This is a genomic window from Marinobacter sp. es.048 (assembly GCF_900188435.1).
Classification (GTDB): domain Bacteria; phylum Pseudomonadota; class Gammaproteobacteria; order Pseudomonadales; family Oleiphilaceae; genus Marinobacter.
This window is the reverse complement of record NZ_FYFA01000001.1, coordinates 1,454,406-1,468,866: the sequence shown is the minus strand read 5'-3', so window position 1 is coordinate 1,468,866 and position 14,461 is coordinate 1,454,406. Positions and strand designations below refer to the sequence as shown.

Here is a 14,461-nt window from a genome sequence, read left to right as displayed (position 1 = left end):
ACCTTATTTTTCGTTCGCCTTACGATAAGCACCTCGATAATCAAAGATCCGCTCCTGTACCTGCCAATAGTGCTTTTGCTTGCGGGCGATGACGAAATCCGGGGCCGATAACAGGGCCTGCATCTCAAACACCTCTTCCGCCCTGCTGAAGGTTTTTGGAGCCTGGCCATTGGCGAAACGACGCCCGAACAGTTTGTTGAACACGGTGCGCTGCCCAGGCTTGCTGAAATCAAACGATTCGCTGAGTTCCTCGCCATCCTCATCGTGATAGGTGATCTTCAGTTTGCTGCCATCTACACCTAGCGTGATCCCGGCGCAACGGATCACCATTGAATCCTTGAGTTTCAGCGCATCTCTGAGCTGATCATCCGGATCGATGATGGCTTTGTGGCAGTACCCGCAGTTGCGCCCCGCAATATCATTCTCGCCACCACAGTGTGGGCACTCCTTGAAACGGAAACGGTAATCGCACTGTGGCGGACGCCCATTCTGCGCTGACGGTTCAATCCTTTCCGCAGGCTCCAGCAATCCCTGACAACGACGGCCGAAGTGCTCGATCACACGGCCGTCTTCGTCTGTCTTGCCCCAAAAGATATTGGCAAACCCACAGCCCGGGCAGAACACCTGCACCGGCTCACTGTCGGGGTTCGGTTTTGGCTCCCCCACTTCGGGATGATGCAGATTCACATGGTTGCCGGCGTAATCGATCACCAGGCAATCCTGTTTACCCTCGTCGAGACGAAGCCCGCGGCCTACTATCTGCTGATACAGGCTTACCGACTGTGTGGGGCGAAGAATGGCAATAAAGTCCACATGGGGCGCATCAAAGCCCGTGGTGAGCACGGAAACGTTCACCAGATATTTCAACTGCCGCTGCTTGAAGCGCTGAATCAGAATGTCCCGATCCTTCAGATCGGTGGCGCCGGTTATCAGGGCAGTTTCGTGTTCTGGCAGGTAGCCGGCGACTTCCCGCGCATGCTCCACGGTGGCCGCAAAGATCATCACGCCCTGACGCTCAGAAGCCAAATCCACAACCTGCTCAATGATCGCCCGGGTCACGCGCTTGTGTTTGCTCAGCAGCTGGTTAACGTCCCTCTCGGCGTATTCGCCAAAGCGGTCCTGGGGCAGCGCAGAGAAATCGTATTGCGCCACTGCCGCGTTCACCAGCTCCGGCCGGGTGAGATACCCCCGGTTTATCATGTAACTCAGCGGCAGCTCGTAAATGCAGTGCTGAAAGGGCTTATCATCCTCACCCCGGACAAAGCCCCGGTAGTGATAGCGATAGATCCAGCCCATGGCCAAACGGTAGGGGGTGGCGGTGAGCCCGAGCACTTTCAGGGCATCGTTCTGCTCGCGCAGCAGCTCAATGATTCGTTGATACTGACTGGTTTCTTCCACGCTAACCCGATGGCATTCATCGATAATGACCAGCGAGTATTCATCCCGAAACTGACCCAGATTCGCCGAGACCGACTGCACACTGGCAAAGGTCACCTGGTGATGGCTTTCCTTCCGCTTCAGCCCGGCGGAGAAAATTCCGCCGGTCAACCCGTAACTCTGGTATTTGGCGTAATTCTGCTCCACCAGCTCCTTTACGTGGGTCATTACCAGGATCTTCCGCTTCGCAAGGCGTGCCAACTCGGCAATGACAAGGCTTTTGCCCGCGCCGGTGGGCAGCACGATAAGGGCAGACTCATCCGACTTTCGGAAATGGTTCAGAGTGGCCTCGACCGCTTCCTGCTGGTAGGGCCGCAGTTTCAAAGGTGCGTTCATTTTGGAGGGCTTAATGGTTCTCAGGGTGACGAGGCAGCCATACTAGCAAATAACGAAGCCGTTACCCGTCAACCCGAGAGTGTGTCCCGGTTTTTGCCGTTCATTTATAAACGCTCATGTGCACAACCCTCCTGAATGCTATCTTTGAATTGAGGAAGTAGAGGCGTTTGAACTGACAGATACCCTGTGTTCTCCTCCAGGTCCGTTACCACAGATCAGCAACCTGACTGGATTAAAAGGAAACAGTCAGGCCTCCGTTTTCCAGCATAAGGAGATATTGCATGAGCAATTATATGTCGATATTGGGCGCCGCCGGGATTGCCGGCATAGCCATCGCTGTCGCCGGTTGTGCCGGTTCCGTGGAGCCACCCACCTCACAAAAACGAGCCGCCGAGTCGTCCGTTCAACAAGCGGTGTCATCCGACGCAAGAAACTTTGAGCCAGTGCTCCTGAACCAGGCCCAGAACAAGCTTGCCGATGCCGAAGAGCTGATAGACGATGAAATGAGCGAGGAGAATTATCAGACAGCACTGCACCTTTTGGAACAAGCATCAGTAGATGCTCAGCTAGCCGGGGCGCGTGCCGAAACTGCGAAAGCCAAGCAGGCCGTGGAAGAGATCAACAGGAACATCGAGTCTCTTCGCCAACGCATGAATGGAAGCCAGTAAAGGCGCCAGCTCAAACAGGAGATTGATATGAACAAGCGATACATGACTTTGAGCATGCTAGTCAGCTTTTCCATCTTCTTAGCGGGATGTGCCAGTACGCCTAAGGACAATCAGATGGTCGACGAAGCAAAGGCGGCCTATGAAGAAATTCGAACTGATCCAGACGTGGCCCGCAGTGGCGACCGCCAGTTAAGAAGCGCGAGAGATCAGCTCGCCCGCGCTGAGCGGCTACTGGAAGAAGGTGCCAGCACCGAGGAAATCGAGCATGCGGCCTACCTCGCCAACCGCCATGCCGAGATTGCCCGGGAACAGGCCGAACGTGCCAAACTGCAGCAAGAGATAAACTCCGCCGAAGAACGGCGCAAGGAATTGGAGTTGCAGGCACGCTCTGCAGAAGCTCAAGCGGCCCAGCAGGAAGCCGCCGAACTGCGCCGGCAGATGGAAGCCATGCAGGCTGAGCAGACAGACCGTGGCATGGTACTTACCCTGGGAGACGTTCTGTTCGACCTTAATCGTGCTGAACTGAAGCCGGCCGGCGAAACGACAGTAGGTCGCCTTGCTGACTTCATGGCTGAATATGAAAACCGTCGCGTGCGCGTGGAAGGATACACCGACAGCACCGGGGCGGAATCTTACAACCAACAACTGTCAGAGCGTCGAGCTGAGGCTGTAAGAGAGGCCCTGATGGAAAGAGGTATTAATCGCGCTCGGATCGAAGTGCAGGGATTCGGCGAACAATACCCGGTTGCGACGAACGAAACTTCAGCGGGGCGCCAACAAAATAGGCGGGTCGAGATAGTGATTTCCGATGCGGACGGTAATATCCAAGCGCGTTAGGAAGCGAATGCACACCGGGACAGATTTATTGCCAAGTAAACAGATCTGTCCCGGTTTTTCGAAACAAATGAAAACTTTGCTATGCAGGGCCTATTAATTAGCGTACTGTCTACCTCGTTGGAAAGATTTAGCAAAGCATTTCACGAATAAGACCTCTTGTGTTGTCACACCTTTTGTCCTGTTTTTGATCCTGCACGTTTTTTTGTTTCCCGCATATCGCTGATCAAAGATCACAACGATCATTTGACGGCACCTTATTGATTGAATTCAGGAAAGCTATTTATGTCTACAGTTACCGGCAACGTTAAGTTCTTCAACGAAGCAAAAGGTTTTGGTTTTATCACTCGTGAAGGCGGCGCAGACGTCTTTGTTCATTACAGCAATATTCAGGGTGCCGGTTTCAAAACTCTGGCCGAAGGCCAGGAAGTTGAGTTCACCGTGACTCAGGGCCAGAAAGGCCCGCAGGCAGAGAACGTTATTGGCCTGTAAATAACAGCCAATACGTAATCAAAAAAGGCAGCCCGAGGGCTGCCTTTTTTATTGAAACCAGAAGCGATTTACCGCCCCGTTTTTCATTGGTTAATAGCGCCGCAACAAATTCCGATAAAGCCGATTATTCCAGTCCTGGACAATAATCTGGGATCTGAACAGTTGCCACAACTCCCAGGAATAAACGATTGCGAGCAGGATAACACCGGGCAAGACCAAACCAGCGACAAAACACCCGATAGCAACAAGCAAAGCGCCAATATCCATCAGCCCCCATTGCCAGCGCCCCAGATAAAAATGGTGCAATCCGGTGACAAAAAACCAGTTCAGTGCAGCGTAGGTATCCGGATCCTTGACCGCTTTACCGGCCTTCCGGTAGAAATCTGCCCGCTGCTCTTCTGAAAGCTCTCGAATCGCCTTTCTGAGGGCCTCTTCCTCGGCATCAACCTCTTCTTGTCTCAACATGCCCGATATCCCACGTGACCGGCTCAATGCATTTACAGATCGCGTCCGGCCTGTTGCACCTGCGAAGACGGTGAAACGTTAACACCACTCCCTTGCGAAGACCGAACCGGCGGATAGCCTCCTCAGAATAAGCGGAGCAACTCGGCTCAAAGTTGCAGTCGATGCCAAACCATCGGGTACCACCGCCTGTTCGACGATAAAACCCGATGGCCTTCAGCGCCAAAGCCTGCAGCACCCGTTAGCGCCCCAAAGTCACAATCACGGATTCACGCTGCCAAAACAGCCAGAAGCGCTTCATCTCCAGAACCTGGAATACCACCTGCCAACCTTCAGAGGCATACCGATTCAATTCCGCTTCAATTTTTTTCAAAGGCAGGCCGGAGGAGCCGAGCAGCAACGTGCCACAACCTCCTTCTGAAATATGGACCATCTTGTATTCGGTAAAACGTTGAGCCGTCATTCCATTTCCTTATGTTTAAAAATTTGTCCCTGATTTTAGGGACTTGAAAGCCTATCCCAAATTTACAGCACGATAAACCTTACAGTTCACGGCTGGGATTTCTCAACGTACATATCTGAAATTGCCGAGCACACCGTGAGTAATAGACGAGAAACTGGATTACGATGAGACGAGAGAGGGCTATTCTTAGAGAAGCGGCGGCAAGGCTCTGTGATGAAAACTCGAATCCGAAGGGAAGACAAACATGAACAGACAGCTGGCATTCATCACCTTCGCACTACTCTTTACCGCCAGCGCATGGGCCTCCGAACCGGCCGTCTACACCGGCCTTCTGAGCAATACCGGGGCGGGCGGTTATGACACCGTCAGTTACTTCGAAACGGCAAAACCAACCAAAGGCTCGCGCGAGTACACCACAGAGCACCTGGGCGTAACCTGGCGATTCGCGAACGCAGAAAACCTGGCTCGTTTCGAGGCCAATCCTGAAGGCTACTTACCTACCTATGGCGGCTACTGCGCCTGGGCCGTCGCCCAGGGCTACCTCGCCAAAGGCGACCCTCAACACTGGGCCATCCGCGATGGTCGTCTGTATCTGAACTACAATGAGTCTGTTCAGGATCGATGGCTGAAGGACACCGAGGGATTCATTCGGCAGGCAGACATGAACTGGCCAAAGGTTCTGGAATGACGAAAAGAATTCGTCTCGGTTTAATCTCAAACACATCAGGGTTGGCCGCCTGCCAGCGGCCTGACCCGACGCAAATACCGTACTAGTCAGTCACTACTTTAAACCGGGAACGGGCTGTCTTATGGAATACGAACACGCAATCGTGAAATTTGAAGGTGACGTTGCCATCCTGCTTTACAACGGCTGTGGCGTGACGATCGCAGAGGGCACTAAACATGAGGACCGTGAGCACTACTGCACCATGTGCATGAGCGGCAATTGCAAAGCAAAATTCAAAAAAGGAAACTGAAAACACCGCGTCAAAGCGGTTTCAGCGGGCAATCAGGTGTCATCGGCAATGAATGATACAACCGACGATAAACCAGCATCAGCGCCACCGCCCGCAAAGAAGGGCTTCAGTGGCCTGCATGTCTTTGGCATTGTCCTGCTTACCATCGTCGCCACTGTCGGCATTGGTTATTGGTGGTTAAGCCACTATCTGTTCCCAGAGAACTTCGAGCCCGTAACCCTGAATGCCAGTGAACAGGATTCACTCAACAACAAGCTGAATACGCTAGGCATTGATACTCAGGGCGGCGAATCTGGCGGCACGTTGCAGCCGGAGCCATACAGTGAGGCAGGCGCCAGCCGGGAGGTACGCTTCAGCGAGCGGGAACTCAACGGTATGCTGGCCAATAACACCGATCTGGCTCAAAAGCTTGCCGTTGATCTTTCGGACAATCTTCTGAGCGCACTGCTTCTCGTGCCTCTTGAAGAAGACTTCCCCGTACTCGGAGGCAGAACCCTACGAGTAAATGCCGGAGTAGAACTCTCCTTTGCCAACGGTCGCCCCCTGGTCAAGTTAAGGGGTGTTAGCCTGATGGGCGTCCCCATCCCGAATGCCTGGCTGGGCAACCTCAAGAACGTGGACCTGGTCGACGAGTTCGGCGCCAACCCGGGATTCTGGCAATCCTTTGCAGCCGGCGTGGATTATATCCAGGTCGAAGATGGGCGGTTGCTCGTTCGGCTCAAGGAATAGCGTCTGACGCGTTTCGTGACCAACCCAGAAGCCTACAGCCCCGTCTGGAGAGGTTGGTGTGCTGCAAACCGTAAAAACCGGGAAAATTGTCTTGCCGGCATGCCCCTATTCACTTCTGTGTCATAAGTCCATAAGGCCGCTCCAGCGCAGAACGTACATCGCCAACAGAAAACACCCTGGCAAATTCGGAGAATCGCTGCCCTTCAAACCACAGCTGGACAACAGGCAGAGAAAAAATACCCTGAGCCGCACACAACGGGCCGGCGGCTTCCTGGCAATCGATGTAAGCGGTGACCAGCTTCGGGAATTCCTCGTTGGCAAGCGTCTCCAGCCGGGGCTTTATGGCCTGACAGACGCCACAGGTTGCTCCACCATAAAGAAGCAGCACCGCAGGGCTGGACCGAAGCAATTCTGATAAAGCCTCTTCTGAGCAGACGTTTTGCATAACTAAATCCTGATAAGCATGGCCGGTTTAATCTCCAGCGCTAGGCGAAGAGAATAAAAACAAACCTGTTCTGGTTTTCCCTATATCCCCGTTCCCGCAAGCATGCTAAAAGATCGCTCCCGGCAGTAGCCTGGGTATTCTCTCCATCAGGATATCAGCATGTCAGATAAATTTTTCTTCAAGGGTCGGCAGGACGCACGCCAGCACCACACCGCTTACGGCGGCTTTCAGACCAATGCCAGCCAGAAGAGTGGCAGCAAGAAATACCCGCTAACGCTGGTAGTTACCAGTGAAGCGCGCAAGCAGGAAGTTGAGGCACAGGTGGCCAGTGCGAAGCTGCACGCGACTATTTCAGTTGATACCCGCGAGGGCGCCGTTGAATCCATCAACGAACTCACCGCTATCCTGAATAAAGGGAGCACGGTCACCACGGCAAAATCACCCTCCCGCAACGACGCCTGCAACTGTGGTAGCGGACTCAAATTCAAGAAGTGCTGCGGCTGAACGCAGCCGAGGTATAGAAGGAAATGGCTATGATTGTTTGTGGTGTTGAGCTGACTGGCAGCGATGCAGTGATGTGTTTGCTGAATATGGACAGGGGGCAGTTCAACCTGCCGGGGTGCTAGGTGCGCAAGCTGTCACTGCCAAAAAACCATAGCCGTGAAGATCTGCAGCGGCTATTCAACTGATCAGTGGTTTTGAGTTGACGGTGACCCTGCTGCCCCTGGCGCTGATCAAGTCCACCCTGGCATCCAACCCGCTGCCCATTGCGTTTTCCGAGACGGGGTTGAAGGCCTTTCAGGAAACGGCTTTTACCGCCGCCTATGTAGGTCAGCTGCAAGGTCGTTAAGCCTGAAAAGTGAACATCAACACCACACCAAGCCCGTAGAGCACCATAATTGCAAGGCTCTCCGCACCGATTCGTCCAACGCCATAGCGTTCCCGGCGTATCAGTCCCATGATCAGGATGGCCGCCATCAACAGGGTCAGTGCGACCCAACGTTCCGAATCGGCGGTCATCGTATGGTAGATCGAGCCGTCCTGGTAGGCGACGTCCGAAGCGGCCATGAAAAGCGTATCGAAGGCATTGCCGCCGATGATCCCGGCCACCGCGAGCGTAAGCGCACCCCGCCTTACCGCGGCAACGGACGTTACCAGCTCCGGAATGGACGTACTGATCGCCGTCAGAAGAACACCGACGATTGTCTGGCTCAATCCGGCTTCCGAGCTTATTGTCGTGGCAGCGGGTTCCAGTACCAGCCCGGCCACGCCGAGCATTGCCATAAGCACCACAAACTCTGTCCAGAGGCGGCTCATTGGTGGCAAACGGCTCGTGCTTTCCGGCTCGTCCTGCCGCGTATCACCGGTAATGGAAGGGCGCCACATGGGGTTGTCGCCGGCACTCTGAATGAGTCGGGTGCCGTAGAAATAGAAGCCAAGCAGTACCGGGGTCACCGGGTGGATGTTCCAGATGGTGACATCCGGCAAGTTGGGCGCCAAAAGGATCAGCGCCAGGAGCGCGATCAGCAGTCCGTTCTGCATCATGTTCGGGGCTGAGGCAGCCGCGTGTTCCAGGTTCGCACGCCGGTAGACCATGTCGGCAATGGCCAGGAAAAAGGTCTGTACCGCGATGCCACCCAGGGCATTACTGACAGCCAGCTCCGGGTGCCCCCGGTAAGCGGCTGTTACTGAGAGCACAGCGCCACTCAAGGAGGTCGCTGCCCCCAAAAGCACGGCACCAGCGGCCGCCTCACCCAGCCCGGTCCGGTCGGCGAGCTGGTCGACCACTCGGGTGATGCGTGTCCCGGCAATAGTAATCACCAGGGCACAAATACTGAAAATAACGACGCTCTGAAAGAGCGTCCAGCTATCCGGGTCCAGGATCGGCACCCTCGTCCTCCCGTATGTTAGATGCGTGGCCATGCAGGTAAGCGTTACCATAGTGAACCAAGACCACCTGATTCGACGACAAAATGCAGGCTTGCCATGAACCCGAACACTAGATCTGCCCCGGTTCCTACAAAGCCTGTTCGGAAAGGTCTACACCCGAGGAATCTGCACAACCAGGGCTATGACTTCCCGGCTCTCGTAAAAAGCCACCCGGCACTGGCCCCCCATGTGAATCCGAACGCCCATGGCGACCTTTCCATCGATTTCGCAGACCCATTGGCAGTAAAAACTCTCAACGCCGCGTTATTGAACCGATACTACAACATTGTCGATTGGGATATTCCAGAGGGTGCCCTTTGCCCTCCAATCCCGGGCAGAGCCGACTATATCCATCACGTGGCGGATCTATTCAGACTTGGGACCGGGCCTGGAACCAGCCCTGAGCTTGAACAGCCCAACATCAAACTGCTCGATATAGGGACGGGGGCAAATGGAATTTACCCGCTACTGGCCTGCCAGATTTACGGCTGGCAGTGTGTCGGTAGTGATATTAATCCCGAGTCGCTCGAGAACGTAGCCACAATCATCGCCAACAACCCCACGCTCAAAGACCGCTTTGCGCTGCGCACGCAGCCCGATAAAAACCACATGTTTGAAGGGATCGTACAAGCTGGGGAGTTCTTTGACGTCAGCGTATGCAACCCACCCTTCCATGCCTCGCTCGATGAAGCGATTAAAGGTAGCCGGCTTAAACTCAATAACCTTGCTCGTAGCCGCGGTGAACAAAAAGCAAAAACCAAATCCCCCACTCTGAATTTTGGCGGGCTGAGAGCAGAGCTTTGGTGTAAGGGGGGTGAACAGCTGTTTCTGAAAAAGCTGATAAGAGAAAGCCAGGCCTATTCAACTCAATGCCGCTGGTTTACCAGTCTGGTTTCAAAAGCCGACAATGTTAAGCCTGCAAAGAAATTGATTCGTAAACTCGGTGCCGTTGATATCCGGGAATCGAGATGACGCAGGGAAACAAGATTACAAGGGTACTGGCCTGGACATTCATCTGAGCCAGTCCCGGGTTGCCGTTACCGAATACCAGGGGTGGTCGCCTATCAAGAGTCTGACCCGACCCGAGCCGCGTACTATGATGTCAATGCGCGAAAATCTGGTACGAACGGTACTTACATTAACGTTTGATAGCTCAGTCGAAAGGAGTGTGAGAGAAGGGTCGGCACACGCCGACAAGCTATCCCACCCCACCTCGAAGGATGGGGTTCTCGCGAACCATCTTATGGATTACGAACACGCCATTGTGAAATTTGAAGGAGACGTTGCCATCCTGCTCTGTAACGGCTGCGGCATCACGATCGCAGAGGGCACAAAACACGAGGACCGTGAGCACTACTGCACGATGTGCATGAGCGGCAATTGCAAAGCTAAATTCAAAAAAGGGGAATAGACTAGTCCCGGTTTTCCACAGGGGCAGTTCAATCTGCCCGAGTGCAACGTGCGCAAACTGTCACTGCCTAAAAACCATAGCCGTGAAGACCTGCAGAAATTCCAGGCGGCCTTCACCACCGCCTATGTAGGGCAGCTGCAAGGCCGATGACTCTGAGCACTACCCATCGACGTGAAGAAGCCGAGCCGGACCTCACAGCCCGAAAGGATAGGTGTCGGGCACTCCGCGCAAAGTTCCGGTCGCCAAGGGCGTGACCGCCTCAGTGCGGTCAAACCAGATGTATTCGTCGAATTGCCCGGCCAGCTGTGCCAGGAAGTAATGGCTCTGGCGCTCGGTTTCCGGGCGGTAGATCACCCCGATCGCCCGTTCGAGTCGCCTGTCGTGCAGCCGCGTATTCAACGTATCAGAAGCCAGGTGTCGCAGTGGCAATCTGAACGCCGGGAGCCCGGTTTCATGGCACAGTCGCTCCCAGCTACCGGTGAGCGAGGGCTGAACCTGCTTGATCTCCATCGGATCGCCCCAGTCTGACGCTGCGGCCACTGTGCCGGCGTCGGTGCCAAAGCCGATCAGATAGGATTGGTCGCCGTATTTATCCCGACACAGCTCCCCCACATTAAACTGCCCGCGAACAAGCATATCGGTCGCGCGGGCGTTACCGACGTGAGAGTTATGCTCCCAGACCACCACCTTGCTGTTCTCACCGCCATAGGCTAACAGTGCCTCAAGCGTGTCGAACATGTGTTGGTCACGCAAATTCCAGGAATCGCTGTATCCACTGTACATGTTGCGGTAATAACGCTCGGCATTGGCAACAAGCCGAGCATTCTGGACCGCGTCCATAAAACGGGATCCATCTTGTTCCGTGTATTTCAGGCGTTTATTGAGCAGGTCGGTGAGCATGTTCACCACATCCTCTTCACACTCACGGTGGCGCCCGGTCAGTGTGGCCCGGCCATAGGTCATCGGGTCCGACTGAAACGGCGCCAGGCAACTGTATCGCTCGCGCGCAATGGCTGCCGTCTCCTGGTCCACGTCTTCGAGGTAGCCGAGCACGGCGTCGATGGAGGTAAACAGACTGTATAAATCCAGTCCGTAAAAGCCCACGCGCCTCTCCCGATCATTGATACCGGCGTTGTGTTCCCGGAGCCAATCCACAAATTCGCGGACCTCCTCGTTACGCCACATCCAGGTAGGAAATCGGGTGAACGCCGTCCATTCAGCGGGCGGTGTCTTCATGTGACGAACGTAGTGGTCAATCCGCGCTGCATCAGGCCAGTCGGCCTCAACCGCTACAAAACCAAAGTTTTTCTGCTCGATCAGCGCCTGCGTTATCCGGGCCCGATACCGGTAAAATTCCGACGTGCCATGGGAGGCTTCGCCAATCAGAACGATGCGGGCGTCGCCGACCCGTTCGAGTAACCGGTCCATATTGTCTGACTCGACATCCTCTATGGGTTCAGCAACCCGTGCGATCAGCTCGCTGGTAGACGTGTCCTGCATAACAGCGCTCCTTTCTTTTGCTGCCAGCCAGTCTCACCCGCCCTCAACCATCATCGGCACAAACCGGACCAGTGACAGCGGCTTTTCACGAAACATTGAGAGTGGAAATACCGTCGACCTCAGTCACCGTTTTGGCATCCGCTCGCTCAATGATTTTCAGGAGGGTGGACTGAATCGTTTCATCTTCCCGGGCGTCACCGCCGCTGACAAACGTTTGCTTCTGGGGATCCGCGCCCTCTTCCTCAGTGTATGAAACAACGACCTCCGTGGCTGAATCAGGCGTTTTACCAGAGCTCGCTTTACCAAAGTACTCTAGCGAAACCAACGGATAGCCGTGAAAGCCCTTCTTAACCTGCTTTGCAATACGCTTTTTTGCTTTATCTACATGCATGATAGGGGCCTGTCGCTGCGATTGTTATCTGGGCCCAAATCAGCACCCAGTCGAAACCATTCGCCAATTCTACGCCCCTAAATCCTTCAAAAAATAGATCTCTCCCGGTTTTTCAGTGGCGGACTAAAATTCAAGAAATGCTGCGGTTGACTGGAATGAAGAAGGCAGTTCAAAAAAACAAGAACCTCAAAGTTGACACAGTTCAAGGTTCCCTCAAGGATGGTTGTTATGGCCAGAGCTAAAAATGACATCGAAAACCAGAGCAACCGTGCGCCAGAAAACCTTGTAAAGGACTTTGACGACGCCGTCAGCCGCCTTGCTGAAGTCAATGCCGTGGAGGGCGTTTCACCCGTATTCGAAGTAATTGATGCGGCAAAGCCCCTGGTGCTCAGCTTCGGAGGCCTAGAGGCAATTTACGAACGCGTACCGGCCATCGAATCGGCCGGACTCTTCGGTGGCAGCGATTGGGACTTTCCCCAGACACTCGTGCCCTCCCTGGCTGCACGCACCGTTCGACACGGTGAGCCAACCGAAACACTGGTCGAATGCCTGAGCCAGATTCGCCTGTTGGCGGTTGCCAAAGGCGACTACATACACGCCTCAATCTCGGCAGAACATGCCCATCATTTCCTCGCCCAGGTGATGGCGATGAACCTTGATCTGGTGGTCAGTGACGACCTGCAGGAGAGCGACAGGCTGCGGCCCGATCGACTCGGCCATGCCGTTCAGAACCTGTATCACTACCTGCTTCAGCACCTGGGCTATGAAAACCTGTTAGAACACCTGGTAGCCGAAGTCTGGCGAATTCTGGAGCAGCGCCCGGTGCAGGTTGAGGGCGTTAAACACATGGTGACCCAGATCGCCGTCTGCCTGGAAAAACCGGACGCCCTGGGCGGCGAAGTCAGCGACGACGCACTGCAACTGATCAACGCCCTGTTCAGCCCCACCGAAGGTTGCCGTGAAGACCCCGGCTTTGAGGTCTATTCTGAACGACTGGCGGAAATGGACGACGCCACCCTGATGCGAGAGGCCATCGCCTTTGCCCAGGCCATGCACAACACCGGCCTGGTGTCAGCCTACATGCCGGTGTTCATTCGGTACCTTCGTGATCGCTGGAATGCCCTGATTCCCACAGCCCTCGGGCTGAGTTACACCGGTGCCGATGCGTTTCACTGCTACCCCGCGCTGATACACCGCCTGATTGACGACGCCGTATTTCCCGAAACCAGCCAGTGTACCTATGGCCTGGCGATGATGCTGGAACGGGGCATTCTCTACTCGCCCCCGGTGGCGCCATCCCTGTGGCGCCAGATACGCATGACGCTCTGCGACGCCGCAGCCGAGAAAGTCGCGACCGTCTTCGGCAGTGGTCGCTCACCCGAATGCTTTTTACTCGCCGACGTACTGAACGTACTGGGACTGCCACTGGGCGTCGGCCAGGGCAACTACCCTACCTGCCAGTCTACCCGAGCGCTGTCCATGTGGGCCTACAACATGCCTGCGGAATTACTGCGCATCCTTGCCTGGGCGGCACGGGACGATGAAATCATCATGCGTTTCGAGGGCAACAGCATTTCTTCACGGGAGCTTGGTGCAGGACTGGCAAGCGAGCCATCCGTTGATGTCGATGCCGTATCCCTGCTGACTGTGCCGCATCTGGACCGCATCTATTTTGAAATGGGGCGGCGCAGCGTTAGCCGAGGGGAAGACCCTCACAAATGGGTCAACGCCGAATTTCACGGCGACCACGTCGGCCATGGATTTCGCATCGCCGTGGACGTCTTTACCGGCGGCCTGAAAGACTTCGAAGGGTTTGTCCGGGATTTCTACGCCGCCTATGACCCTTTCTATAACGGCAACATTCCCGTGATCAATCCACAGCCGGCCGGCATTGCAGTAACCGACAGCGCCACACGTTTTCTTGGCTGGCACGCCATCACCATTCAACGGCTCGCAATGGATAAAGAAAAGACCATGCGCGTCTACTTTTTCAACCCCAACAACGACAGCGGGCAGAACTGGGGCCAGGGAGTTATCACCTCCACCCACGGCCACGGCGAGCTGTTCGGCGAAGCCTCCCTGCCCGTCGCCGAATTCGTCTCCCGACTGTATGTGTTCCACTACGACCCGATCGAAAAAGGCGATCCGGGTGATGTCCCGGCCGATGAGGTTAACCGGGCCATGGAACTGGCCCGAGGCAGCTGGGCTTCAGCGCGATAGTCAGCGTCTCCTCACGTTACAATCTCTACTAGATGGGCGCTCGTGAATTGGCCATGCTGATCGATGTGTCCGCCAAAGAACGCGAGAGGGACAGAAAATAGATCTGTCCCGGTTCTTAGCGCAACACAAAAACCAGCAGGATCAGGACCAAGGTAATATTCAGCCCC

General features: G+C 55.0%; 16 protein-coding genes and 3 pseudogenes. 11 read left to right on the top strand and 8 right to left on the bottom strand.

The features are described from left to right. Nucleotides 1-3 precede the first annotated feature (3 nt). On the bottom strand, nt 4-1,773 hold the full coding sequence (locus CFT65_RS06765) for a DEAD/DEAH box helicase (RefSeq protein ID WP_088827202.1): 1,770 nt from the start codon (nt 1,771-1,773) through the stop codon (nt 4-6). A 281-nt stretch (nt 1,774-2,054) separates the two neighbouring features. Between CFT65_RS06765 and CFT65_RS06760 the strand changes: the two genes are divergently transcribed. The 3 genes from CFT65_RS06760 to CFT65_RS06750 all read left to right on the top strand — a co-directional run bounded on the left by CFT65_RS06760 (nt 2,055) and on the right by CFT65_RS06750 (nt 3,767). Next, nucleotides 2,055-2,441, top strand: coding sequence for a DUF4398 domain-containing protein (locus CFT65_RS06760; protein ID WP_088827201.1), 387 nt, complete (start codon nt 2,055-2,057; stop codon nt 2,439-2,441). Nucleotides 2,442-2,468: 27 nt separating this feature from the next. Further along, the gene (locus CFT65_RS06755) at nt 2,469-3,278 is read left to right on the top strand and encodes an OmpA family protein (RefSeq protein ID WP_088827200.1); all 810 of its coding nucleotides are present in this window, start codon (nt 2,469-2,471) and stop codon (nt 3,276-3,278) included. A 282-nt stretch (nt 3,279-3,560) separates the two neighbouring features. Next, nucleotides 3,561-3,767: a cold-shock protein gene (locus CFT65_RS06750; protein WP_088827199.1), complete on the top strand. Its 207-nt coding sequence runs from the start codon at nt 3,561-3,563 to the stop codon at nt 3,765-3,767. Between the two features lie 90 nt (nt 3,768-3,857). On the opposite strand, the gene CFT65_RS06745 is transcribed toward CFT65_RS06750, so the two are convergent. Genes CFT65_RS06745 through CFT65_RS06735 form a run of 3 tightly spaced genes read right to left on the bottom strand, consistent with a single transcriptional unit; the run spans nt 3,858 to nt 4,692 of the window. Further along, nucleotides 3,858-4,232: a hypothetical protein gene (locus tag CFT65_RS06745; protein WP_088827198.1), complete on the bottom strand. Its 375-nt coding sequence runs from the start codon at nt 4,230-4,232 to the stop codon at nt 3,858-3,860. Further along, nucleotides 4,210-4,467: a membrane protein insertion efficiency factor YidD gene (gene yidD / locus CFT65_RS19510; protein ID WP_088827197.1), complete on the bottom strand. Its 258-nt coding sequence runs from the start codon at nt 4,465-4,467 to the stop codon at nt 4,210-4,212. The genes CFT65_RS06745 and yidD overlap by 23 nt, the downstream gene beginning before the upstream one ends. A gap of 3 nt (nt 4,468-4,470) precedes the next feature. Next, nucleotides 4,471-4,692, bottom strand: coding sequence for a DUF4177 domain-containing protein (locus CFT65_RS06735; protein WP_088827196.1), 222 nt, complete (start codon nt 4,690-4,692; stop codon nt 4,471-4,473). 244 nt (nt 4,693-4,936) lie between these two features. Here CFT65_RS06735 and CFT65_RS06730 point away from each other — a divergent pair, with 244 nt between their 5' ends. The 3 genes from CFT65_RS06730 (at nt 4,937) to CFT65_RS06725 (ending at nt 6,398) form a co-directional block, all read left to right on the top strand. Continuing rightward, nucleotides 4,937-5,380, top strand: a complete 444-nt coding sequence (locus tag CFT65_RS06730) for a YHS domain-containing (seleno)protein (RefSeq protein WP_088827195.1) — start codon at nt 4,937-4,939, stop codon at nt 5,378-5,380. Between the two features lie 121 nt (nt 5,381-5,501). Next, complete coding sequence (locus CFT65_RS19000; RefSeq protein ID WP_172408430.1) at nt 5,502-5,669, top strand: hypothetical protein; 168 nt, start codon at nt 5,502-5,504, stop codon at nt 5,667-5,669. Between the two features lie 48 nt (nt 5,670-5,717). Next, nucleotides 5,718-6,398 carry an arginine N-succinyltransferase gene (locus CFT65_RS06725; RefSeq protein ID WP_088827194.1) on the top strand — a complete coding sequence of 227 codons (681 nt, stop codon included), beginning with the start codon at nt 5,718-5,720 and terminating at the stop codon, nt 6,396-6,398. Between the two features lie 109 nt (nt 6,399-6,507). Here CFT65_RS06725 and CFT65_RS06720 read toward each other — a convergent pair whose 3' ends face one another. Beyond that, nucleotides 6,508-6,843: a thioredoxin family protein gene (locus tag CFT65_RS06720; protein ID WP_088827193.1), complete on the bottom strand. Its 336-nt coding sequence runs from the start codon at nt 6,841-6,843 to the stop codon at nt 6,508-6,510. Between the two features lie 159 nt (nt 6,844-7,002). Between CFT65_RS06720 and CFT65_RS06715 the strand changes: the two genes are divergently transcribed. Continuing rightward, entirely contained in the window at nt 7,003-7,347 is a 345-nt protein-coding gene (locus tag CFT65_RS06715; RefSeq protein WP_088827192.1) for a PBPRA1643 family SWIM/SEC-C metal-binding motif protein, read from the top strand. A 29-nt stretch (nt 7,348-7,376) separates the two neighbouring features. After that, a pseudogene (locus tag CFT65_RS06710) lies at nt 7,377-7,693 on the top strand (DUF3010 family protein). Here the strand turns inward: CFT65_RS06710 and CFT65_RS06705 are convergent. Next, entirely contained in the window at nt 7,690-8,733 is a 1,044-nt protein-coding gene (locus CFT65_RS06705) for a sodium:calcium antiporter (RefSeq protein ID WP_228705793.1), read from the bottom strand. The pseudogene CFT65_RS06710 and the gene CFT65_RS06705 sit on opposite strands and share 4 nt — an antisense overlap. 96 nt (nt 8,734-8,829) lie before the next feature. On the opposite strand from CFT65_RS06705, the pseudogene rlmF reads away from it, so the two are divergent. Then, a pseudogene (rlmF, locus tag CFT65_RS06700) lies at nt 8,830-9,791 on the top strand (23S rRNA (adenine(1618)-N(6))-methyltransferase RlmF). Nucleotides 9,792-10,201: 410 nt separating this feature from the next. Then, nucleotides 10,202-10,297 (top strand): annotated as a pseudogene (locus tag CFT65_RS18940) (DUF3010 domain-containing protein); the annotation flags it as partial. 78 nt (nt 10,298-10,375) lie between these two features. Here CFT65_RS18940 and CFT65_RS06695 read toward each other — a convergent pair. Together CFT65_RS06695 and CFT65_RS06690 are read right to left on the bottom strand one after the other, a co-directional pair. Next, nucleotides 10,376-11,683, bottom strand: coding sequence for an erythromycin esterase family protein (locus CFT65_RS06695; protein ID WP_216360412.1), 1,308 nt, complete (start codon nt 11,681-11,683; stop codon nt 10,376-10,378). Nucleotides 11,684-11,768: 85 nt separating this feature from the next. Continuing rightward, the gene (locus CFT65_RS06690; RefSeq protein WP_088827191.1) at nt 11,769-12,074 is read right to left on the bottom strand and encodes a hypothetical protein; all 306 of its coding nucleotides are present in this window, start codon (nt 12,072-12,074) and stop codon (nt 11,769-11,771) included. 228 nt (nt 12,075-12,302) lie between these two features. On the opposite strand from CFT65_RS06690, the gene CFT65_RS06685 reads away from it, so the two are divergent. Next, complete coding sequence (locus tag CFT65_RS06685) at nt 12,303-14,294, top strand: hypothetical protein (RefSeq protein WP_088827190.1); 1,992 nt, start codon at nt 12,303-12,305, stop codon at nt 14,292-14,294. Nucleotides 14,295-14,461: the final 167 nt, after the last annotated feature.